Source organism: Micromonospora sp. NPDC049497 (assembly GCF_044465805.1).
Lineage (GTDB): Bacteria > Actinomycetota > Actinomycetes > Mycobacteriales > Micromonosporaceae > Micromonospora.
Genome location: NZ_JBITMC010000011.1, coordinates 38288 through 61052, shown reverse-complemented (window position 1 = coordinate 61052; position 22765 = coordinate 38288). Strand labels below are relative to the sequence as shown.

The following is a 22765-nucleotide window of genomic DNA, read 5'->3' as shown; positions in this document are numbered from 1 at the left end:
CGCGCGGGCCCGGGGGTCAGCGGGCGGCCGGAACCGCCGTCGCGGTGGTCTCGGCCAGGTCGTCGGCCGGCGGATCCGACGGGGTACGACGTGCGCGCCGCGCCGCCCACCACCGCTCACCGAGGCCGACCACCAGGAAGGTCATCCCCACGTACGCCCAGCCGACGAGCACGTCGATCACGTAGTGCTCGCCGCAGTAGACCAGGGTGAACGTCATCGCCAGCGGGTACGCCAGCAGCAGCGGCCACCAGCGCTTCCGGGTGACCCGCAGGAAGAACAGCACCACGAACAGGGCGAAGGCGGTGTGCAGCGACGGCATCGCCGCGACCGGGTTCGAGGCGATCTGGCCGGCGTTGAGCAGGTTGCCGGCGCCGTGCATGCCGAACGCCTTCCACCCCCGGGTGGAGATCCGCGCGACCTCCTCCAGCAGGCCGTTCTGCGCCGCCCACCACGGCGGGGCCGCCGGGTAGAGGAAGTAGGTGACCAGGCCGGTGGCGCAGAGGAAGCCCCAGCGGCGCATGAACGCCGCCCACCGCCCCCGGTCCCGCAGCCACAGCACGGCGGCGGCGGCCAGCGCCACCACGAAGTGGGAGAAGTACACCCAGCTGGCGAGCACGTCCCACCACTGCACCTCGGGCCGGTAGAGGTGCTGCTGGAGCCACACCGTGGGCACCTGACCGTCGGTGGCCCAGCCGAACATGACCCGGTCTGCCACGATCAGCTCGTACGCGTGCGGGGTCGCACCGTTGTCGGCAAACCCCCGGGACAGGTTGTACGCCACGAGGAGCAGCACCACCGGCACCCAGTCCCGGGCGAAGCGCAGGTGGCTGCGCCACGGGCGGGAGGAGTTCCAGGCGACGGTCGCCGCCCAGATCCAGAGGAACGCGTACGCCGGGTCGGTGGGCAGGCCGATGAGCAGCCAGCCGGCGACGAACGCGACGGCCCACACCGACATCGAGACCACACGTCGCCGCCCGCCGTCCGGGTCGGGCAGCGGGTCGGTCCGGGCGGGGGGCTGGGGATCGGTCGCGACAGACATCGCGCTCAAGGTTAACGGCGGGTTCCACCCGGGCCGACGGTGGACCACTCGGCCCTCAATGGCGCGTGTCACGGCGGGGTGTCGCCGCCCGGTCCGGGCGGGTTGGCCGCGGGTGTGAACGGCCACCGGACGAGCACTTAGGCTGAGGGTCATGCAGGAGCAGCCGGAGCCCGCGTTCGCGCCGGGCCTGACCGCCCGGGTCGAGTTGACGGTGACCGACGCCGACACCGCGCAGGCGGTCGGCTCGGGCGACGTACCCGTTCTGGGCACGCCACGGGTCCTCGCGCTGGCCGAGGCGGCCACCGTGGCGGCGACGGCGACGGCGATGCCGGGCGGGTCGACGACCGTCGGGGTCCGCGTCGAACTGGAGCACCTCGCCGCCACCCCGGTCGGCCGCCGGGTGCTCGCGTCGGCCCGGCTGGTCGCCGTGGACGGCCGGCGGCTGCAGTTCGACGTGACCGTCACCGACGGGAACCAGACGGTCGCCCGGGGCCGGGTGGAGCGCCTGCTCGTCGACCGCCAGCGGTTCGTCGAGCGCGCGGCACGGGTGTCATGACCGGCCGCTTCGTGGAGGTCGCCGACCGGGTCCACGTGTACCGCGAGCCGCTGCTGCGGGTCAACGTCACGCTGGTCGTCGGCGACGACGCCGCCCTGCTGGTCGACACGCTCTCCACCGCCGGTCAGGCCGCCGCGCTCGCCGAGGCGGCCCGCGCCGTCACCCCGCACCCGTGGACGCTGGTCAACACCCACCACCACTTCGACCACTGCTTCGGCAACGCGACCCTCGCCGCCGACCCACCCCGCCCGGTGTACGCGCACGAGCGGGCCGCCGCGGCGCTGCGCGAGGAGCCGGACCGGCTGCGCCGGGAGGCGTACGAGGAGATGCGCGAGGAGCACCCGGCGCTGGCCGGTGAGCTGGCCGACACCGAGTTGCTCGCCCCGACGCACACCGTGCACTTCGAGACGGTGCTCGACATCGGGGGCCGCCGGGTGGTGCTGCGCCATCCCGGCCGGGGCCACACCGACGCCGACCTGGTCGTGCACGTGCCGGACGCCGACGTGCTGGTCGCCGGGGACCTGGTGGAGCAGAGCGGACCGCCGGCGTTCGAGGAGTCGTACCCGTTGCAGTGGCCGGACACGGTCGCCGAGCTGCTGCGGACCCTCACGCCGGCGACCGTCGTGGTGCCGGGGCACGGCGAGACGGTCGACGCCGCCTTCGTCCGCGCCCAGCACGCCCAGCTCGCCGAGTTGGCCTGGCTGATCCGGGCCGGCCACACCGGTGGCGCCCCACCGGAGCGGGTGGCGGCCGAGGCGCCCTTCGCCGCCCGCCCGGCCCTGCACGCCGCCCGCCGCGGCTACGCCGAACTAGACGGCACCCCCTAACCCCACCCCGGCCCCCACCCCGGCCCCCGCGCCGGCCCCCGCGATCTTGCACTTTCGGTCGCCGAGATGCCCCCTTCAGCCCTGAAAGTCACGTCACAAAGTGCAAGATCGCGGGGCGGGGCGGGGCGGGTTGTCAGGTGGTGTAGCGGCGGGTCACGTCGGCTCGGGTCGGCATCGCGGTGGCGCCCCCGGGTGACTCACACACCAGGCCGGCGACCCGCAGCGCGTACGCCACCCGTTCGGTCCAGCCGGCGGCGTCGGCCGGTTCGCCATCGACGAGAAGGTCCGCCACGAGCGCGCCCATCACCGAATCCCCCGCCCCGGTGGCGTCCACCGCGGCGACCTTCGGCGCGGGTACGCGTACCGGGTCGGCACCGGCGGCGGCGACGACCGCTCCGGCCGCGCCGAGGGTGACCACGACGGTCGCCGCGCCGAGTTCCCGCAGGTACGCGGCGACGCCCTCGACCGGTTCCCCCGGGTAGAGCAGGCCGGCGTCGGCGGTGCTCAGTTTGACCAGGTGCGCCCCGGCGGCGAACTCGGCCACCACCGCACGCAGCCCGGCCAGCGCCTCCGGACCGTCCAGCAGCCGCAGGCGCACGTTGGGGTCGAAGACCCGCAGCCCGGCGGCGAGCGACCAGGCCCGGCGCGCGGCGTCCAGCGTGGCCGGCCGGAGCAGCACGATCGAGCCGCAGTAGAGCACGTCGGCGCCGGCCACCAGGTCCGGATCCAGATCGTCGGCGGTGAGCAGGGCGTACGAGGGTGGTTCGCCGTAGAACCGGAAGTCCGGCTCGGCGTCGACGAAGGTGGCCACCGCCAGGGCGGTCGGCGCGGGCACGGTGACGGCGCCGGACAGGCCGACGCCCGTGTCGGCGAGGAAGCCCCGGATGCGCCCGGCCAGCGCGTCGTCGCCGAGGGAGCCGACGAACTGCACGTCCCCGCCGAGCCGGGCGACCGCGACGGCCACGTTGAGCGGCCCACCGCCGACGGCCTGCCGGTAGACCGGCTCGCCGTCGTACTCGGTGTCGAGCAGGTCGACCAGCGCCTCGCCGAGCACCACCGCGTATCCCATCCCGGTCCTTTCGTCGTCGGTCCGCCGCGCCCTCGCCGGTCCGGTCGTGCCGGCGCGGACGAGGAGCGCCGACAACACCGTATTGGGGTACCGCGGCGGACGCGAGGCGAACACCGGGGTCCGGCCCCACGCATAGAGCAACGCCTATTGCATCGTGGCCGCGACACGTGGTGGGATGGCGCATGCCGGGCGGTACGGGGGCTGCCGTACCGCCGGCGCCGGGTGCACGCGAGGGCTGCGGTCCGCGAGGCGGACCGCCGACGGCGTACGCCCGCTCCAGGGGCCGCGCGCCGTGACCGTCGTGACCGCCCGTCGCCGTGGGACGGCCTTCGTGCCAGGCCCGCGCGCGTGATGTCGCGGGGCGATGCCGTCCCCGCGAGTCAGGAGAACCCGTGTCCCACCGTTCCCGTACGGCCGCGCTGCTCACCGCGGCCGCGACCCTGCTGGTGGGCGCCGTCGCGCTCACCACCGGCTCCGAGCCGGCCGCCGCGCACGGCGCCGCCATGACCCCGGGCAGCCGGACCTTCCTGTGCTGGAAGGACGGCCTCACCGGCACCGGCGAGATCCGGCCGAACAACCCGGCGTGCTCCGCCGCGGTGGCCCAGAGCGGCGCGAACTCGCTCTACAACTGGTTCAGCGTGCTCCGCTCCGACGCCGGCGGGCGCACCGTCGGCTTCATCCCCGACGGCAAGCTGTGCAGCGGCGGCAATCCCGGCTACAGCGGGTACGACCTGGCCCGCACCGACTGGCCGTTGACCCACCTGACCGCGGGGTCCCGGCTGGACTTCACGTACAGCAACTGGGCCCACCACCCGGGCACGTTCTACTTCTACGTGACCAAGGACAGCTGGAGCCCGACGCGCCCGCTGGCCTGGAGCGACCTGGAGGAGCAGCCGTTCCTGACGGTGACCAACCCGCCGCAACGCGGAGCGGTGGGCACCAACGAGGGCCACTACTACTTCAGCGGCACCCTGCCGGCGAACAAGTCCGGGCGGCACATCATCTACTCCCGGTGGGTCCGCTCGGACAGCCAGGAGAACTTCTTCGGCTGCTCGGACGTCGCCTTCGACGGGGGCAATGGTGAGGTCACCGGCGTCGGGCCGGGCGGCGGTACGCCTCCGCCGACCACCCCGGCACCGACGACGCCGGCACCGACCACTCCCCCGCCGACGACTCCGGCACCGACCACCCCGCCCCCGACCACGCCGCCGCCGCACAGCGGTGACTGCATGGCCGTCTACAAGGTGGTCAACTCCTGGCCCGGGGGCTTCCAGGGCGAGGTGACGGTCATGAACCACACCCGGTCGACCTGGTCCGGCTGGACGGCGACCTGGACGTGGCCCAGCGGTCAGACCATCACCAACGCGTGGAACGGCACGCTGAGCGGCTCGGGGTCGTCGGTCACGGTGGCCAACGCCGCCTGGAACGGCACCCTCGCCCCCGAGGGCACGACGACGTTCGGCTTCACGGCGAACGCCACCACCAACACCCTGCCCACGGTGAGCTGCACCGGCCGCTGACCGGTTCCGCCCGCCGTTAAGAAGGGCCCCCTGCTATACGCCAGGCGTTAACAGGGGGCCCTTCCTTACACCGTCAGCGGACCATGCTGCCGACCACCGGCTTGGTGAGCAGGGCGGACTGGTTGCGCTGGATGCCCGGGTCGAGGGTCTTCGCCACGAAGATGGCATGCCAGATGCAGAAGATCAGCACGGTCCAGACCTTGCGGGAGTGGTCGGCCTCCTCCCGCTTGTGCTCGTCCAGCAGGCGCAGCGCGTACGACAGGTCGAGCAGGTCGCCGGCACCGGAGGTGCTCAGCACGTGCCGGGCCCACTCGTACATCTCGCCGCGCAGCCACACCCGGGTCGGGGTCGGGAAGCCCAGCTTCTTCCGGTTGACGATGGCCGGCGGCACCACGCCCTGAAGGGCCTGGCGCATGGCGTACTTGGTGGCGTCCGAGCGCGGCGGCAGCTTGAGGTCCACCGGGATCTTCGCCGCCACGTCGAAGACCTCACGGTCCAGGAAGGGCACCCGCACCTCCAGCGAGTGCGCCATCGAGATCCGGTCGGCCTTGACCAGGATGTCGCCGCGCAGCCACGTGTAGAGGTCGACGTACTGCATCTTGGTGACGTCGTCCAACTCGGTGCACTCGGCGTAGATCGGCGCGGTCACGTCGGTGTACCGGACCGAGGGGTCGTAGCGCCGCAGCAGGTGCTGCTTCTCCTCCTCGGTGAACATCCGGGCGTTGCCGTAGTAGCGCTGCTCGAGCGGGGTGGTGCCGCGCTCCAGGAAGCTCTTGCCCTTCACGCCCTGCGGGATCGCCTTCGAGACCGCCCGCAGACCCTTCTGCACACCGCCCGGAAGGCCGTTGACGCTGCTCAGGGAGAGCGGCTCCCGGTAGATGGTGTACCCGCCGAAGAACTCGTCGGCCCCCTCGCCGGAGAGGACCACCGTGACGTGCTCGGCGGCCTTCTTGGCCACGAAGTAGAGCGGCACCAGCGCCGGGTCGGCGACCGGGTCGTCCAGGTGCCAGACGATCTTCGGCAGCGCGTCGATCATGTCCTGCGGCCCGATCTTCGTCGGGATCGTGGTCACGTCGAGGTGCCGCGCCGACTCCTGTGCGACGTCGATCTCCGAGTACCCGGGGACGTCGTAGCCGACCGTGAACGTGAGGATGTTCGGGTTGAACTCGCGCGCGAGCGCGACCACGGCGGTCGAGTCGATGCCGCTGGAGAGGAACGAGCCGACCGGCACGTCGGAGCGCATGTGCATGCGTACGCTCTCGCGCAGCGTCTCCCGGATCTCGTGGTAGAGGCGCTGCTCGTCGTCGACCGGCGCGGGCCGGAACACCGGCCGGTACCACCGGCGCACGTCGATGCGACCGCCCGGGGTCCAGGTCAGGTACTCGCCGGAGCCGATCCGGCTGATGCCCTTGTGCAAAGTGCCGGGCTCGGGCACGTACTGCAGGGTGAGGTAGTGGCTCAGGTTCGCGGTGTCGACGCCGGCGTCGCCGACGTAGTTCGACTGCGCGAAGGGCAGCAGCGCCTTCTTCTCCGACGCCAGGTAGAGGCCGTCCTGCGTCTCCAGGTAGTGCAACGGCTTGATGCCGAAGTAGTCCCGGCCGCCGAACGCCTTGCGCTCCTGCCGGTCCCAGATGACGAAGGCGAACATCCCCCGCAGCCGGGTCAGCACCCGCTCGCCCCAGTAGTGGTAGCCGGCGACGATCACCTCGCCGTCACCCGCGGTGGCGAACTGGGCACCGTAGTCCCGGACCAGCTCGTCGCGCAGTTCGATGTAGTTGTAGATCTCGCCGTTGAACGTCAGCAGGTAGCGGCCGCCCGCGTAGGGCAGCGGCTCGTGGCTGGAGGCGACGTCGATGATGGCCAGCCGCTTGTGCGCGAACACCCCGTCCGCGTACCGGCCGGAGGCGTCGCCGACCACCTCGACCCCCGTCTCGTCGGGGCCGCGGTGGTGCAGGCATTCCAACGCCCCGGCGATGTTGTCGCGGTGGGCGGCGGCGTCGCCGCGCGCACTGAAGAAGGCCAGGAGTCCGCACATGGTGGTCATCTTTCCACGCGGGGCGGATCGGACGTCGCGGGCGTCCGGAGATAGTGCGGCCGCCCGCGCCGTCCTCGGTGGGAGCGTCGCGCGGTACCGTCGGGACCAGCAGCGGATCACGGAGGGAGCGGCGCATGACCGAGGATCGCACCGACAGCACGCCGGCGGACGGCACCGAGTCGCACGACCCGGACTTCCCGGAGGCGTTCCTGGCGTTCATGCGGCAGGGCTGGCGGGACACCACCCTGCCGGTCGGCCCGCGTCCCGAGGTGCCGAACTACGCCAAGCGCCGGGCCGCGCTCTCGGCGGCCTTCCCGGGCGAGACCCTGGTGATCCCCACCGGCGGCGAGAAGGTACGCGCCAACGACACCGACCACCCGTTCCGGCCGGGCAGCGACTTTGCGTACCTGACCGGCGACCACGACCCGGACAGCGTGCTGGTGCTGCGCCCGAACGGCTCCGGCCACGACGCCGTGCTCTACATGCGGCCCCGGTCCTCCCGGCAGACCGACGAGTTCTTCCGGAGTCGGCACGGCGAGCTGTGGGTCGGGCGGCGGCACACCCTGACCGAGAAGTCGACCGAGCTGGGCCTGCCGACCGCCGACCTGACCGAGCTGGACGGGGCGCTGGCCGACCTGGCCCCAGGGCGTACGCGGGTGTTGCGCGGTTTCGACGCCCGGGTGGACGGGGCGGTGCGTCCGTTCGACGGCGTCCGCGCCGAGGGGCAGCCGGCCCGCGACCGGGAGCTGGCAATCGCGATCTCGGAGATGAAGCTGGTCAAGGACGAGTGGGAGATCGCCCAGCTCCAGGACGCCGTCGACGCCACCGTCCGGGGCTTCGAGGACGTGGCTCGGGTGCTGCCGGCCGACCGGGCCGTCTCCGAGCGGCTGCTGGAGGGGATCTTCGCGCTGCGGGCGCGGCACGACGGCAACGAGGTCGGCTACAACTCGATCGTCGGTGCCGGCGAGCACGCGACGATCCTGCACTGGGTGCACAACAACGGCGTCACCCGTCCGGGTGACCTGCTGCTGATGGACATGGGCGTGGAGAACCGCCACCTCTACACCGCCGACGTGACCCGGGTGGTGCCGGTCAACGGCCGTTTCACCCCGCTCCAGCGCCAGGTGTACGACATCGTGCACGCCTCGCAGCAGGCCGGCATCGACGCGATCAAGCCCGGGGTGAAGTTCAAGGACGTGCACCTGACCTGCATGCGGGTGCTCGCCGAGGGGCTGGCCGACCTGGGCCTGCTGCCGGTGAGCGTGGACGAGGCGATGGACGAGAAGAGCACTGTCTACCGTCGTTGGACGCTGCACGGCTTCGGCCACATGCTCGGCCTCGACGTGCACGACTGCTCCAACGCCCGCAAGGAGATGTACCGGGACGGCGAGCTGGGCGAGGGCTACGTGCTGACCGTCGAGCCGGGCCTCTACTTCCAGCCGGAGGACGAGCTGGTCCCCGAGGAGCTGCGCGGCGTCGGCGTCCGGATCGAGGACGACATCCTCGTCACGGCCACCGGTGCGGTGAACCTCTCCGCCGGCCTCCCCCGGGCCGCCGACGAGGTGGAGACCTGGCTGGCCGAGCAGCGCGAGGCGGGTCCGCGCCTGCCCGGCTGAGCCCCTTTCGCGTACGACCACTGCGGCGGGTCCCGCCGCCGGTACCCGCGACCTTCGCGTCGTTACGGCACCGGTGGCGGGACCCGTCGCTGTCTGTCGTGTCTGGCACCGCCCGGTGTCTCCACGACCCGAGGACCAGGTCCTCCCTCGCCAGGGCAAATGTGTGATTCATTCTTAAACGCCCACATCGTGAGGATCGCTCTCATACGGTGTGCATCAGAGGCTGCAACCGACTTGTAGCTGGTCGCGCCCCTTTGGGCGGCCTGAACCTTTGGTAGCGGAAAGGGCGGAAGGCTCTGATGTCCAACGACGTAACGACTCCGGACGGCGGAGGCCCCGTGGCCGCACCGTCAACAAGACGACGAAAGTTGTGGGTGGCCACCGGCGTGGCCGGGCTGACCGGCGTGGTGGGCCTGGCAGCGCTGGGTGGCGTGGCGGCTCGGGACGACGAGTCGCCGGACGGGCAGCGGCAGTCTGACTCGCCGGCGGCCACGGCCCGGCAGAACGTCTCCGACGCCGGCCCGGCCGCCGACAAGGCCGACGAATCGGGTGCGGACAAGGGCGGCGAGGACTGGTCCGGCGCCGACTGGCAGGGCAGGGACGGCAAGGGTAAGGACGGCAAGGACAAGGACGACCACGGTCCGGCCAAGGAGGTCCCGTGTGACACCGACGTGCTGGTCGAGGCGGTGAACCGGGCCAACGAGGACAACGGTGGCGTGTTCAAGCTCGCCAAGGACTGCGAGTACAAGTTCACCGAGCAGACCGACAACAACGCCTTCCCCGCCATCGACGAGCGGATCGTCCTGATCGGCCACAACTCGAAGCTCGTCCACGACGGCTCCGAGCTGTTCCGGTTCTTCGAGGTCCTCTCCGGCGGCGACCTGACCCTCAAGGACCTCACCCTCAAGGGCGGCCAGGTCACCGGCCCCCCGCCGCTGACCACCGGCGAGGACGGCGGCGCCCTGCTCGTGCAGGAGGGCGGCCAGGCCACCCTCAAGCACACCAAGCTGGTCGACAACCGCGCCACCGGCACCGGCAACAGCGGCCGGGGTGGCGCCATCGCCAACTTCGGTGACGTCGACATCTACGACAGCAAGCTCGCCAACAACCACGCCCGCGGAGTCGGCGAGAGCGGCGGCAGCGGCGGCGCCATCTACAACGAAGGCGACCTCACCGTCAAGGACACCGAGATCACCCACAACACCGCCACCGGCACGCCCGGCGAGGCCGGCGGCCACGGCGGCGGCATCGCCAACGAAGACAACGGCACCGCCACCATCGCCTACAGCCAGATCACCAACAACAAGGCCAGCGGCGACGGCGGCGGCATCCACAACGACGACGACGCCCGCCTCACCGTCACCCGCACCAAGATCACCGGCAACGTCGCCTGCGACTCCGGCGGCGGCATCTGGAACGACGACAGCGCCGAGCTGACCCTGGAGTACGTGTTCGTCGTCGGCAACAAGGCCACCGACGACGGCGGCGGGCTCTTCCACGACAGCGGCGCCGTCGTGAAGGTCGAGCACAGCAAGTTCCTCGACAACGTCGCCGGCGACAACGGCGGCGGCATCTACAACGGCGAGCGGATGAACGTGTCCGACACCGAGTTCAAGGGCAACCACGCCGAAGAGGGCGGCGCCATCTACAACGAGACCGACGGCGTCCTGACGATCCACCGCAGCACGATCGTCTACAACTTCGCCGCCGCGCGGGGCACCGCCACCACCGGCGCCGGAGGCATCTTCAACGCCAACGGCACGGTCACCCTCGACAACAAGACCACCATCAAGAAGAACGAACCCCGCAACTGCGTCGACGTCCCCGGCTGCGCCAACTGAACCACCACATAACCGAAGGGATCCCTTCCCCCGTACGCGGAGGAAGGGATCCCTTCTGTCCGCCACCCCGGGATCCCACGGCGCCCCGGCCCGCTTTGTACCGCCCGGCACGCTCGTCCGAACCGTCCCGACTTGAGGTGCAGTTACCACTAACGTGGACATCTCTCGGATATGCCCTTGAAGAGAGAAACATTCTCATACGGTGGTTCTCAGCAGCTACAACCGATTTGTAGCCAGGGAAGCTCGCCATCGCGGAGTGACCCTGTCTGGTACGAGGAGAGAGCAGAGAGCTCCGATGTCCAACTACCTTCGCAGAAACACCGAGAACACCGCGCCGAAGAGCCGGCGCAAATTGTGGCTCGCCACCGGTGTCGCCGGCCTGACCGGCGTTGTCAGCCTCGCGGGCGTCGCGGCCGCGGCCACCGCGGGGGCGGCCGGCCCGGACCTGGCCAACCTGAAGTGGTCCACCGCCGAGCAGGTCGCCAGGGACGGCTCCGCCGGAGACGCAGGCGAGGCCGACAAGGGTCACGAGGGCCAGAAGGGCCGGGACGACCGCGGCGGCCAGGAGTCCGGCGACAAGGACTGGCAGGGCAAGGACGGCGGCGACTGGTCCGGCAACGACTGGCAGGGCAAGGACGGCAAGGACTGGCACGGCAAGGACAAGGACGGCAAGGACAAGGACGGCAAGGACAAGGACGACCACGGTCCGGCCAAGGAGGTCCCGTGTGACACCGACGTGCTGGTCGAGGCGGTGAACCGGGCCAACGAGGACAACGGTGGCGTGTTCAAGCTCGCCAAGGACTGCGAGTACAAGTTCACCGAGCAGACCGACAACAACGCCTTCCCCGCCATCGACGAGCGGATCGTCCTGATCGGCCACAACTCGAAGCTCGTCCACGACGGCTCCGAGCTGTTCCGGTTCTTCGAGGTCCTCTCCGGCGGCGACCTGACCCTCAAGGACCTCACCCTCAAGGGCGGCCAGGTCACCGGCCCCCCGCCGCTGACCACCGGCGAGGACGGCGGCGCCCTGCTCGTGCAGGAGGGCGGCCAGGCCACCCTCAAGCACACCAAGCTGGTCGACAACCGCGCCACCGGCACCGGCAACAGCGGCCGGGGTGGCGCCATCGCCAACTTCGGTGACGTCGACATCTACGACAGCAAGCTCGCCAACAACCACGCCCGCGGAGTCGGCGAGAGCGGCGGCAGCGGCGGCGCCATCTACAACGAAGGCGACCTCACCGTCAAGGACACCGAGATCACCCACAACACCGCCACCGGCACGCCCGGCGAGGCCGGCGGCCACGGCGGCGGCATCGCCAACGAAGACAACGGCACCGCCACCATCGCCTACAGCCAGATCACCAACAACAAGGCCAGCGGCGACGGCGGCGGCATCCACAACGACGACGACGCCCGCCTCACCGTCACCCGCACCAAGATCACCGGCAACGTCGCCTGCGACTCCGGCGGCGGCATCTACAACGACGACGACGCCCACATGCTGCTCGAGTACGTCATCATCGCCGAGAACAAGGCCACCGACGACGGCGGCGGCGTCTTCCACGACAGCGACGCCATCGCCACCATCCGGCACGCCAAGTTCATCGACAACGTCGCTGGCGACAACGGCGGCGGCCTGTTCAACGGCGACGCCCTGAACCTCTTCGACAGCGAGTTCAAGGGCAACCACGCCAGGGAGGGTGGTGCCATCTACAACGACACCAACGCCGTCCTCACCGTCCGCAACAGCAAGATCGTCTACAACTTCGCCGCCGAGCGTGGCACCGCCACCAGCGGAGCCGGCGGCATCTTCAACAGCAACAACGCCACCGTCAACCTCGACGACAAGACCGTCATCAAGAAGAACGAACCCCGCAACTGCGTCCGAGTCCCCGGCTGCGCCAACTGAACCGGTGACGCGATGATCGGCCGGAACGACACCGGCTGACGTCGGACGAACGACCGGCCCCCTTCCGCTGGAGCGAAAGGGGGCCGGATCGTCTGCGGCTACTTCTGGACGAACACCGCCACGCTGCGGGCCGGCACGCTGAACGTGCCGCTCGCCCGGTCGAACGAGGCCGTCCGCAGCACCGGGTCGGCGCTGTCCCGCAGCACCGGGTGCAGCGCCACGTCCGCACCACGCAGCCCGCCGGGGCGCTGCGTCGCCGTCTCCGGGGTGGCGTTGAAGACGACCGTCACCGACTTCCACCGCCGGTCCAGGCCGCGACCGTCGAGCGTCATGGTGAGTACGCCCGGCGTCTCCGCCGTACCGGACAGCGGGAAGGCAACCCGCTTCTGCACCTGGTCCGCGGTGGTGAGCCCGAAGACCGGCGAGGACGCCCGGATCTTCAGCAGCTCGGCGTACCGGGCGTTGGTGGTGTTGATCGCCGCGCAGTCCGGCACCAGCTTCGCATCGGCCAGCAGCGGCTTGGCGTACGGCCACTTGTCCTTGTTGTCCTGCTCCGGCGGAAGGCCGGCGCCGAAGCCGTTGCCCTGTGCGCAGTCCCAGCGGATCTGGTTGAACCAGTCCCCCGAGTTGTACGAGTTGCGGTCCAGCGACTTGGAGCGCAGCCGCTCCGTGCCGGTGGTGACGAACCCGGTGCCCTGCCCCATGACGACCGTGCTGAGGGCGAGGACCTGCATCCGCGCCCGGTCCGCCGCCGAGGTGTCCTGCGGCAGCTTGTACGCCAGCGCGTCGTACAGGATCTCGTTGTCGTGCGCGTCGACGTACGTGACCGCCTCGCCCGGGGCGGCGGTGTAGCCGGCCGGGGAGCCGTTGTAGTCGACCTGGGCGCCGGTGATCCGCTTGCCGGAGGAGTCGGTGAAGCGGTACCCGGCCAGGTTGCCGGTCAGCCCGACCTTGATGAGGTCGTGCTGGTGCAGCAGCCGCTCGCGCTGCTGCTCGGCGTTGCCGTTGATCTCGTCGCCGTTTCCGTCGGTGAGGAGACCGGAGGCGAAGCCCTGCAGGCGCGGGTTCGCGTCGAACGGGCCGCCGCCGCGCACCGCGTCGCGGAGCCGGTCGTTGAAGGTGCCGATGCCGGTGCCGGCCATGTTGAGCTGGGTGGCCTGCACGAACCGGGCGTCGTTGGCGACCTCGCCGAAGTTCCAGCCCTCGCCGTAGAGCAGGATCGACTTTCCGTCGACCCCGTCGCGGGCCAGGGTCAGCTTGTTCAGCGCCTCGCGGACGGCGAGGATGTTCGCCTTCGGGTGGTGACCCATCAGGTCGAACCGGAAGCCGTCCACCTTGTACGCCTTCGCCCAGGTGACCAGCGAGTCCACCACCAGCTTGCCCATCATGGCGTTCTCGGGGGCGGTGTTGGCGCAGCAGGTCGAGTTGGCGACCGTGCCGTCGTCGAGCAGGCGGTGGTAGTAGCCGGGTACCACCTGGTCGAGCACCGACTTCGGGTCGGTGCCGGACGCCGACGTGTGGTTGTAGACGACGTCCATGACGACCCGCATCCCGGCGCCGTTGACGCCGGCGACCATCTGCCGGAACTCGGTGGTCCGCGCCGCGCCCTCCGGGTCGACGGCGTAGCCGCCCTCCGGGACGGTGTAGTGCAGCGGGTCGTACCCCCAGTTGTAACCGTCGGACTCGGCCACGGCCGCGACGCACTTCTGCTGCTCGTCGGAGTCCGGCGGCAGCTTCGCCAGGTCACAGGCGGGCTGCTGCTGGTCGGCCCGGCGCTCGGGGATCGTGGCGAAGTCGAACGCCGGCAGCAGGTGCAGGTGGGTGACCCCGGCGTCGCCGAGGGCCCGCAGGTGCTTCATGCCCGCCGTGCCCGGGTCGGTGAAGGCGGCGAAGGTGCCCCGCCGCTCCGCCGGCACGGTGGTGTCGGCCATGGAGAAGTCGCGCACCGACAGCTCGGAGATCTGCACCTTCGTCGACGGCACGGCCGCCGGCTTGCGCAGTTTCGCCCAGCCGGCCGGCGCGAGCGCCGGGTCGGCCAGGTCGACGATCTGGCTGTGCGTGGAGTTCGGCGCGAGGGCCACCGAGTACGGGTCGGTCACCGCCGCGGTGACGACCTTCTGCGCCACCGGCTGCCAGGCCTCCACCTGGTAGCGGTAGTACTTCCCGGCCCAGGCGCGGTTTCCGCGTACCGACCAGACGCCGGTGCGGTCGTTGCGGCTCATCGCCACGGTCTTCGGCTCCGCGGTCGGCGAGTCGAAGAGCTGGAGCGACACGGTCCGGGCGGTGGGCGCCCAGACCGCCAGGGTCGGAACCCGCCCGGCGAACGTCGGGCCGAGACGCGCCTCGGTCGCCGCCGCGTAGACGTCGTCCAGCACGCCCGGGATCTGCACGCCGGTGGCGGAGAGCAGGCCGCCCTGGGCGTCCCGCTCGGTCACCACGAGCTGCCCGCGCAGGGCCGCCGGCACCTTGGCCAGGTCCCGCCGGTCCAGCGTGAAGCTCTGGTACGCCCACAGGTGCGGGAACGTCGCACGCTGGGCCTCGGTCAGCCCGTTGCGCTGCGCCCGCAGCGGAATCGTGGTGTACGTGCCGCTCAGCTCGCCGTCGGCCAGGGTCACCCCGCCGGTCGGCGCGGCCACGAGGGCGTACGTCTTGCCGTCGGTCGGCCCGGTCTGCCAGGCGACCGTCGAGCGGTCGATCCAGTGCGCCTTCTGCTTGGTGACGTCGAGGTCCTTCGCGGTGCCGGTGGTGGTCGCCGGCAGCAGCCGGCCACGCGTGCCGGCGAGCAGCCACACCTCGCGGCCGGCGCTCGCGAAGTCGAGGCGCTGGTCCTCGGGCAGGTCCTTCTCGTCTCCCTTGTGGATGATGTAGCTCAGCCCGGTCGCCCCGGCCGACAGCGGCACCTGGAAGACCGCGCCGAAGGCGTCGACCCTGGCCGGCGCGAGGGGCTTGGCCCAGTCGGTCGGGTTGGCGGCGCCGTCCCAGAGGTGCAGGCCCCAGCCATCGTAGTTGCCGTCGGCCCGGCGGTAGTGGATGAGCGCCGTGCCCTCGGCGACCGGCGGGTCCGGCTCGCCGGTGGCCGCCTGCCGGGTCGGGTGCATGGTCGGGTCGCCCTGCTTGAGCCAGATCTCGCCGGTCTTCGTCACGTCGACCGTACGGTCCTGCTCGACGTCCTTGTTCCCGTTCTTGTCGACCACCAGGAAACCGACGGACTTCGCGCCCGGCTTGAGCTTCACCCAGGCGAACCGGCCGTAGGAGTCCTCACCGGCGAACGGCTGGCCCTTGGGCCACTCGGTCGCGTACGCCGGGTCGATGTCACCCCAGGTGTACAGGCCCCAGTCGTCGTACCCGCCGGCGGGCCGCTGGTAGTGCACGACCAGCCACTCGCGGGACTGCCCCTGCTCGGGGGTGCCGACGGTGGCGGTGGACCGGGCGGTGGCGGTACGGCCCTTGCCGTCCCGCACCACGGCCTTGTACTCGATCTTCGTCCCGCCGGCCAGGCCGGTCAGGTCGTGGTGCACGGTGTACGGGGCCCGGTCGGCGGCGCCGAGCAGGGTCCACTTCCCGCCGGCGACCCGGGCGGCGAACGTGACGGTGGCCAGCGGGTCGCCGGTCACCTTGGCGGTGACGGCGGCCTTGGTGGCGACCGGGGCGTCCGGGGCCGGGGCGCTGATGGTGATGGTCGGGTTGCCGGAGGGTGCCGCGATCGGCGTGCCGGCCCGGTGCACCACCGCCGACAGCGGCGGAACGGTCAGGGTCAGCTTGCCGTCGCCGGCCGCGACCGGCGTGGCGGTGCCGCCGTAGATGCCGGTGAAGGTGGCGCCGGCCGACCAGGTGTCCAGGGTGACCGTCTGCGGGGTGTCCGCGTTGTTCACCGCGACGACGTACTCGGTGCGCTGCTTCGGGTCCACGCGGGAGAAGGCGAAGACGCCGGCCCCGTCGGCGGCGTGCCGGGTGACCTGGACACCGTCGCGCAGGGCCGGGTGCGCCTGCCGCAGCTTGCCCAGCTCGGCGATGGCCCGGTACAGCGGGTGCTGCGGGTCGAACTGGTCGACGGCGTGCGTCCGGTCGGTGCCGAGCAGGTCGTCGTCGAGGTAGTCCGGGGTCTTCGACGCGAACATGTCCTGCCGGGCGTCCTTGTCCCCGCCGGGCCCGGTGAAGCCCTGTTCGTCGCCGGAGTAGACGACCGGCTGGCCGCGGGTGAGGAACATCAGCTCGTGGGCGAGCTGGTCCCGCCGCAGGTGGGTGGCGGGGTCGCTGCCGCCGGAGGCGATGAACGAGCCGATCCGGCCCATGTCGTGGTTGCCGAGGAAGGTCGGCAGCCGACCCGCGTCGGTGTCCCGCGCGTGGTAGAGGTCGTCGCGGGCGTACACGTCGGCGAGGGCCTTCGCGGAGCCGCCGCCGGCGGTGTAGCCGCGGGCCGCCTCCTGGAACGAGAAGTCGAGGGTGGCCGGCAGGCCGCCGCGCCGGACGTACGTCGAGGTCACCTCCTGGTCGGAGCTGTAGACCTCGCCGAACATGAAGAAGTCCCTCTTGCCGGCGCGCTCGGCCGTGCGCTCGATGCCCTGGCTGAACTGCGGCCAGAAGTCGAGGTTGGCGTGCTTCACCGTGTCCAGCCGGAAGCCGTCGACGCCGGTCTTCGCGATCCAGTCGCCGTAGACCTTGGTCAGCCCGCGCACCACCTCGGGACGCTCGGTCCAGAGGTCGTCGAGGCCGAAGAAGTCGCCGTACTCGCTGTTCTCACCGGCGAAGGTGGAGTCGCCCCGGTTGTGGTACATGGTCGGGTCGTTGAGCCACGCCGGGACCTTGACCTTCGCGTCGGCGGGGGTCTCGAAGGTCGGCGTGTACGGGAACGACGTCGTGTTCACGTCCGGGAAGTCCCGGGTGCCGTCGGCGTAGTTGCGGTCCTCGAAGGCCCGTCCCCGCGCGTCGGTGTACGGCGACGTCTTCTTGTCGACGTAGGTGTACGTGTCCTCGGCGTACTTGATGACGTCGGCGGTGTGGTTGACGATGACGTCGAGGTAGACCTTGATGCCGCGCTGGTGGGCCAGCTTGACCAGCTTCTTCAGGTCCTCGTTGGTGCCGAAGTGCGGGTCGACCTGGGTGAAGTCGGTGATCCAGTAGCCGTGGTAGCCGGCCGAGACGTCGTCGCCGCTGCCCTGGACCGGGCGGTTCTTGAAGACCGGGGCCAGCCAGATGGCGGTGGTGCCCATGCCCTCGATGTAGTCGAGCCGGTCCATGACGCCCTTGAGGTCGCCACCGTGGTAGAAGCCCTTGTCCGCCGGGTCGAGACCGGTCTTGAGACGGTCGCCGGACAGGCCGCCCCGGTCGTTGCGCGGGTCGCCGTTGGCGAACCGGTCGGGCAGGACGAAGTAGAACTGCTCGGCCCGGGCCTTGTTCTCGGCGGCCCGGAGCAGGGCCTCGGCCGAGGGCTCCGAGCGCCACTGGGTGGCGCCGGCGAGCGCATCGGTGTCGGCGACCCGGTCGCTGGCATCGGCGCTGATCTGGTTCACGGCGACCGGTGCGCCGACGAGGGTGAGGGTGAGCAGGGAGACGAGGGCTAGCCAGGCTTTGCGCGGTATCGGCGGCGGTTTCATCGACGGCCTTCCTCTGGTCGCTGATTCGCCCGCACGCTAGCCCTTGCCGAAACATTCTGCAATACCTTGCAAACCGAGTCGCAACAAAGCAGGCTGCTTGCAGACACCTTGCTATGCCGGGCACCGCGCCACCGCGGCGCATTCGTCCGGAGTGGACCGCTCAGCGGCAGGCGAAACCGTCGACGGTGCAGCTCGCGGGGCGGGTGTCGGCGCGCTCGATGTGGAACCGCAGCGGCGCGGTGCCACCCGGCGGCACATCGGCACCGCTGCGGTACGTGAAACCACCGTCGGCGGCGCTCCACGTCCCCTGCGGCTGTCCCTCGACCCAGGCGGTCACGAGCCGACCCCCCGGGAAGGCGAGCGCGGCGGTCCATCCGCGGTCGGTCGACGCGCCGTTGCTGATCAGGACCTCGGCGATGAACCCGCCGTCGAACGTCTCCATCACCCGGTACCACCCGGTGACCGGCGGCGGCGCGGGCGCGGGCGCGACCGGTCGCACCGAAGGCGTACCGGCCCCACCGGCACCGGACGGAGCGGCCGAAGCGGACGGAACGGCCGCGGCGGTCGTCGGCAGGACCGTGGCACGCGGCGACAGCCCCGGTCGGACCGCCGCCGTCGGAGTCGGGACGCCGGGTCGGACCGACGACGGCGACAGGTCCGGCAGCAGCATCGGTGGCGCGGGATCCGGTCGCGGGCCGCCGTCGGAACCGCGTCCCCGGTACGCACCCAGCGCGACGACCAGCAGCACCACCATGACGAGGACGCCGATCAACACGACCAACCACGGCGAGGACGCGATCGCCGTGGTCGTGGGGGACGACTGACGGGCTCCGCGCGTACCGGACATGTCTCTCCTCACCGGGTTGTCCGGGAAGCGTAGCGAGCAGCGGCCATGTCGGACAGTGCCCACCGAATCACGGGTGGGCGGGCCCTCAGCCGACCGCGCAGTCGGCCCCGTTCACCGTGCACTGGTCCGGGCGGTCCCAGGTGCCGATGCGGCTGATCCGTAGCCACACCGTCTCGGTGTCCCCCGCGCCGAGTGCACGCGTGCCGCGCAACACGTACGAGCCGGAACCGTCGGCGGATACGGATATCCCGGACTCGGCCGATGCCTGGATTCCCTTGACGTTGCCGCTGAAGTAGAGCTCCACCCGCCAGTCCCGGGCCGCGTCGGAGCCGTTGCGGACCAGCAGCGACGCCTCGAACGAGTTCCGGTCGTTGTCCCCCACCCGGTACCGCGCGGTCACCCGGCCGGCGGCGGCCGGCGGTCCGGTGGCAGCCAGGACGTCGGGAGTGCGGGAGACGGACGACGCCGAGGGGGTGGCGGTGGGACGCGTGGGGGTGGCGGCGGTCGGTGTGGGATTCGGCGTGGCGGTGACCGCGGCCGTGGCGGCCAGCGTCGGCAGGACCATCGGCGGCGCGGGCGGCGGCACCGGCTGCCGCTCCGAACCACGGAACGACAACAGGGCCACCAGCAGGAGGCCGACCAGCAGCACCACACCGAGCAGCACGACCACCCAGGGCACCGAGGCCAACACCCGGGAAGCGGTCCGTGCACCGGGCTCCCCGGCGGGTTGCACAGACATGAGGTCCTTCCTCGTCGCAGTCGACGCGCCAACTTAGCAACCGATCCCGCAGAACGGGATCCGACCCGCGCCCGTGCAGTCGTGACCGTCAGGACACGCGTGGTCGCCGAGTGGTCACCCCGTGCGCAGGACGGTGCAGATGACCGGGCCGACGTCGGTGCTCCGCAGCAGGTAGCGGTACCGCTCACCGGGCACCCTGCGGCCCTGGCTGTCGAGGAACTCCCACTCGACCGCCACCATCGTCAGCAGCGCCGACATCGGCTGCACATCCTCGATCGCGGCGTGCGCGGCCACCAGCTGACGCTCCTGGTAGTCCGGGGCGGCGCCCACGAAGGACAGCGCCACCGCCGCGGGGGACGTGAACGAGAAGCTATAGGTGTCGGCCACCACCAGTCCCGGCAGCGCGTAGCAGCCGGCGAGGGCCGGTACGTCGCCGGCCGTCAGGGCGACGCCGTACCGGTCGAAGAAGTCGGCCAGCGTGTCCAGGTCAGTGGGGGCTTTCACGGAGGAAGCAATTGCCGGCCGGCCACCGGGCCAAACCTCAGCGCGGCGGAATCCGCACCTCGATCTCGGCGCCCAGCCGGGAGTCGCGGGCCAGACCCAGGTCGTCGCCGCTCCAGAACCGCCCCGGGTCGTACCAGTTCGGACGTCGTCCGGCGGGCAGGAGGCCCATCGCCTCGTAGGTCACCGCCACCACCTCGGCACAGTACGCCGTCTCCAGCGCCTGGTCCCGGGCCGCCGAGCGGTCCCGGCCCTCGTCCCCCTCCCGGTCCCGGCCGGGCAGCGCGGGAACCCGGATCGCCGGCACCCGGCCGCGCAGCCAACGCCAGGCGAGCTGTGCCGTGGACGGGAAGGGAGTGCCGTCGAGGCGCGCGATGGTCCGTAGCACCGCCCGTTCCATCTCCCCGTCGGCCGGCGGGTCGAGCTGCCGCAGCCAGCCCCGCTGGCCGTACCGGTTGGCCCAGACGCAGGCCGCGTCCCGCAGGTCGTGCAGTTGGACGCCGCGCTGGTGGGTGCCCGACCACATGTCCGGCAGCGACCGGCCCAGCTCGGCGTGCCACATCAGCGGTGGCATGTCGTCGAGCACCACGGCCATGCCGACATGGTTGACCGGGCTGTTGGTGGTGAGCTGGATGGCCCGGTCCGGCACGCTGCGGCCCCGGAACACCCACACGTCGCCGGTGCGGGTCAACTCGACGGCCTCGTCCAGACTGATGCTCATGGACGACTACCCTAGGCCGATGCGGCAACGGATGCGGTGGTGGAAGGTCCTCGGGTTGGCCGGACTGGCCGGGGTCGCGGCGTCCGGCGTGGTCATCGCGCGGGCCGAGCGGCGGCGTCGCGCGTACACCCCGGAGGAGATCCGGGACCGGTTGCGTGAGCGGCACGCGCAGGCCGCCGGGAGCGCGACCCGGGCCGACGACACGGCCTGACCCGGGACCCCGCGTCGGCATTGCCGCCCCGCTCTACCATCGGGCTCCGCGCGACGACGGGGGACACCGATGACCGACCTCCCGGGGTGGGGGACGCCGCGGCAGGTGCCCGGCGACACCGATGCCCGGCGGCGCCGCGTCGCCGGCGCGCTGGTGTTCGTCGGCGGGCTGGTGCTGCTGGTGACCGTGCTGGTCTCGGCGCCCTACCCACCGTGCACCGAGGCCGCTCCGTGCGGCCCGGACCGGGCCGGCAACGTGCTGATCGGCCTGCTGCTCAGCAGCGTCGTCGCCGGGTGGCTGGGGCTGCGTTTCGCCGCCGGGGTGGGCGTGGTCACCGCCCTCGCGCTGGTCGGCTACACCGTGGCCCGCCCCTCGGTGGGGCCGCCGCTGTGGTCGGCCGGGTTGGCCTTGGCGTACGCGGCCGGCTGCGTGCTGCTGCACCGCCGCCGGTCCGCCGGCCGGTCCCGCGTCCGCCGGCCGGGGCCCGTCGAGCGGCAGCCGGTGCCGCCGATTCGCTGGTCGGTGCGCCCGCCGGTCGCGCCGACCCTCGCCGCGGTGGCGCTGCTCGGCGCGGGCGTCGCGGTGGCGCTCTGGGTCGGGTACGCCCAGGACCGGGCGGGCGCCCAACAGGCCGCCGCGACGGTGGTCACCGGTACGGTGCGGTCGCATCCGACCGGGGAGACGGTGGAGCTGGCTCTGCCCGACGGCAGCACCACGCGGATGGGGGTGTTCGAGGCCGACGACCACCCGGTGGGTGGTCCGTTCCGGTTCGCCGTCGACGACCGTGGCCTGCGGCAGCCGCTCAGCGAGCCGTACGACCTGACCCCGTGGCTGTCCCTGGCCACCCTGCTCGGTGTGCTGGGTCTGGGCGGCAGCGCGCCGGTGGCGACGGCCCTGGCGTCCCGGTGGCGGTTCACCCGCCGACCCCAGCCGACGGGCCAGGTCTTCGTCGAGTTCGCCGACGGGGTGGTCCGGCTCCGCCACCGGGCCATGGACGAACTGCCCTTCGGTGAGGTGCCGGTCCGGCCGGAGGACGGCCTGCCCGGCGGGAAGCGGCGGCCCGCGATGCTGCACGGCGCCCCGGTCTACGGTCGATGGTGCACGGTGACGGTCGACGGTCGGACGCTGTCGCCCCGGGCGCCGCTGCGGGCGCTGGCCACGCCCCGGCCGGCACGCGACCGGCACGGCGGGCCGGTGTGGCCGACGCTCAACCCGTTGGAGATCGTCGGCACGGTGGCGGCCGTCCTCGCCGCGATCGTGCTCGGCATCCAGGCCGCCGACGCCACGCTCTCCGGCCTTTTCGACCTGCTCTGCACCACCGATCGGTGCCAGCCGGTCGGGCTCGCCGTCGCCGGCTGGACGGCGGTGGGCGGCACGATGGTGCTGGCCGGCCTGCTCTACCGGCACGCGCGGCCCGGCCGTCCCGCCCTGTACGCCCTCATGGGCTGCGTCGTTCTGCTCGCCTTCGCCCTGACGGTGCTCTTCGCGGGCGTCGGTCCCGTCGAGGGCGTGCCGCCGGGGGCCGGCGCGCTCCACGTCGGCCTCCTGGCCGGGCTGGCCCCGCTGCTGATCGGCGGGATCGTCCGGCCGCCGGCGGCCTCGGCCCGGCGGCGGGGACGCGAGCCGGCAGAGCAGACCGACGCGGGACGACCGCTGCTGCTGGTGAACGTCGGGCAGGTCGTCACCCTGACCGCAGTGGTGCTCTGGGCCGCGCTGTTCGGCTGACCGGCCCGCGCCCGC

16 protein-coding genes are annotated in these 22765 nt (G+C 71.9%); 8 read left to right on the top strand and 8 right to left on the bottom strand.

From position 1 onward, the window contains the following. Positions 1–16: 16 nt before the first annotated feature. Positions 17–1039, bottom strand: coding sequence for a phosphatase PAP2 family protein (locus ACIBR0_RS16920; RefSeq protein WP_396716515.1), 1023 nt, complete (start codon positions 1037–1039; stop codon positions 17–19). Positions 1040–1190: 151 nt separating this feature from the next. On the opposite strand from ACIBR0_RS16920, the gene ACIBR0_RS16915 reads away from it, so the two are divergent. Together ACIBR0_RS16915 and ACIBR0_RS16910 are read left to right on the top strand one after the other, a co-directional pair. Beyond that, on the top strand, positions 1191–1595 hold the full coding sequence (locus ACIBR0_RS16915) for a thioesterase family protein (RefSeq protein ID WP_396716514.1): 405 nt from the start codon (positions 1191–1193) through the stop codon (positions 1593–1595). After that, positions 1592–2422, top strand: coding sequence for an MBL fold metallo-hydrolase (locus ACIBR0_RS16910; protein WP_396716513.1), 831 nt, complete (start codon positions 1592–1594; stop codon positions 2420–2422). The genes ACIBR0_RS16915 and ACIBR0_RS16910 overlap by 4 nt, the downstream gene beginning before the upstream one ends. 133 nt (positions 2423–2555) lie before the next feature. On the opposite strand, the gene ACIBR0_RS16905 is transcribed toward ACIBR0_RS16910, so the two are convergent. Then, positions 2556–3491 (bottom strand): PfkB family carbohydrate kinase, encoded by a 936-nt coding sequence (locus ACIBR0_RS16905; RefSeq protein ID WP_396716511.1) that lies wholly within the window; start codon positions 3489–3491, stop codon positions 2556–2558. Positions 3492–3883: 392 nt separating this feature from the next. Between ACIBR0_RS16905 and ACIBR0_RS16900 the strand changes: the two genes are divergently transcribed. After that, entirely contained in the window at positions 3884–5011 is a 1128-nt protein-coding gene (locus tag ACIBR0_RS16900) for a lytic polysaccharide monooxygenase (protein ID WP_396716509.1), read from the top strand. A 73-nt stretch (positions 5012–5084) separates the two neighbouring features. Here the strand turns inward: ACIBR0_RS16900 and asnB are convergent, their stop codons facing one another. Continuing rightward, the gene (gene asnB / locus ACIBR0_RS16895) at positions 5085–7046 is read right to left on the bottom strand and encodes an asparagine synthase (glutamine-hydrolyzing) (protein WP_357031178.1); all 1962 of its coding nucleotides are present in this window, start codon (positions 7044–7046) and stop codon (positions 5085–5087) included. Between the two features lie 134 nt (positions 7047–7180). Here asnB and ACIBR0_RS16890 point away from each other — a divergent pair, with 134 nt between their 5' ends. The 3 genes from ACIBR0_RS16890 to ACIBR0_RS16880 all read left to right on the top strand — a co-directional run bounded on the left by ACIBR0_RS16890 (position 7181) and on the right by ACIBR0_RS16880 (position 12412). Then, the gene (locus ACIBR0_RS16890; RefSeq protein WP_396716506.1) at positions 7181–8662 is read left to right on the top strand and encodes an aminopeptidase P family protein; all 1482 of its coding nucleotides are present in this window, start codon (positions 7181–7183) and stop codon (positions 8660–8662) included. A gap of 374 nt (positions 8663–9036) precedes the next feature. Continuing rightward, positions 9037–10503, top strand: a complete 1467-nt coding sequence (locus tag ACIBR0_RS16885; protein ID WP_396716504.1) for a hypothetical protein — start codon at positions 9037–9039, stop codon at positions 10501–10503. A gap of 295 nt (positions 10504–10798) precedes the next feature. After that, positions 10799–12412, top strand: coding sequence for a hypothetical protein (locus ACIBR0_RS16880; RefSeq protein ID WP_396716502.1), 1614 nt, complete (start codon positions 10799–10801; stop codon positions 12410–12412). A gap of 98 nt (positions 12413–12510) precedes the next feature. Here the strand turns inward: ACIBR0_RS16880 and pulA are convergent, their stop codons facing one another. The 5 genes from pulA to ACIBR0_RS16855 all read right to left on the bottom strand — a co-directional run bounded on the left by pulA (position 12511) and on the right by ACIBR0_RS16855 (position 20814). After that, entirely contained in the window at positions 12511–18006 is a 5496-nt protein-coding gene (gene pulA, locus ACIBR0_RS16875) for a pullulanase-type alpha-1,6-glucosidase (RefSeq protein ID WP_396716500.1), read from the bottom strand. A 160-nt stretch (positions 18007–18166) separates the two neighbouring features. Beyond that, the gene (locus ACIBR0_RS16870; protein WP_396716498.1) at positions 18167–18853 is read right to left on the bottom strand and encodes a cellulose binding domain-containing protein; all 687 of its coding nucleotides are present in this window, start codon (positions 18851–18853) and stop codon (positions 18167–18169) included. Positions 18854–18938: 85 nt separating this feature from the next. Beyond that, positions 18939–19592: a cellulose binding domain-containing protein gene (locus ACIBR0_RS16865; protein WP_396716496.1), complete on the bottom strand. Its 654-nt coding sequence runs from the start codon at positions 19590–19592 to the stop codon at positions 18939–18941. A 114-nt stretch (positions 19593–19706) separates the two neighbouring features. Beyond that, positions 19707–20096, bottom strand: a complete 390-nt coding sequence (locus ACIBR0_RS16860; RefSeq protein WP_357031157.1) for a hypothetical protein — start codon at positions 20094–20096, stop codon at positions 19707–19709. Positions 20097–20133: 37 nt separating this feature from the next. After that, the gene (locus ACIBR0_RS16855) at positions 20134–20814 is read right to left on the bottom strand and encodes a hypothetical protein (protein ID WP_396716494.1); all 681 of its coding nucleotides are present in this window, start codon (positions 20812–20814) and stop codon (positions 20134–20136) included. Positions 20815–20833: 19 nt separating this feature from the next. On the opposite strand from ACIBR0_RS16855, the gene ACIBR0_RS16850 reads away from it, so the two are divergent. Beyond that, complete coding sequence (locus ACIBR0_RS16850; RefSeq protein ID WP_396716492.1) at positions 20834–21025, top strand: hypothetical protein; 192 nt, start codon at positions 20834–20836, stop codon at positions 21023–21025. Between the two features lie 69 nt (positions 21026–21094). Further along, positions 21095–22750 carry a hypothetical protein gene (locus ACIBR0_RS16845; RefSeq protein ID WP_396716490.1) on the top strand — a complete coding sequence of 552 codons (1656 nt, stop codon included), beginning with the start codon at positions 21095–21097 and terminating at the stop codon, positions 22748–22750. Positions 22751–22765 lie beyond the last annotated feature (15 nt).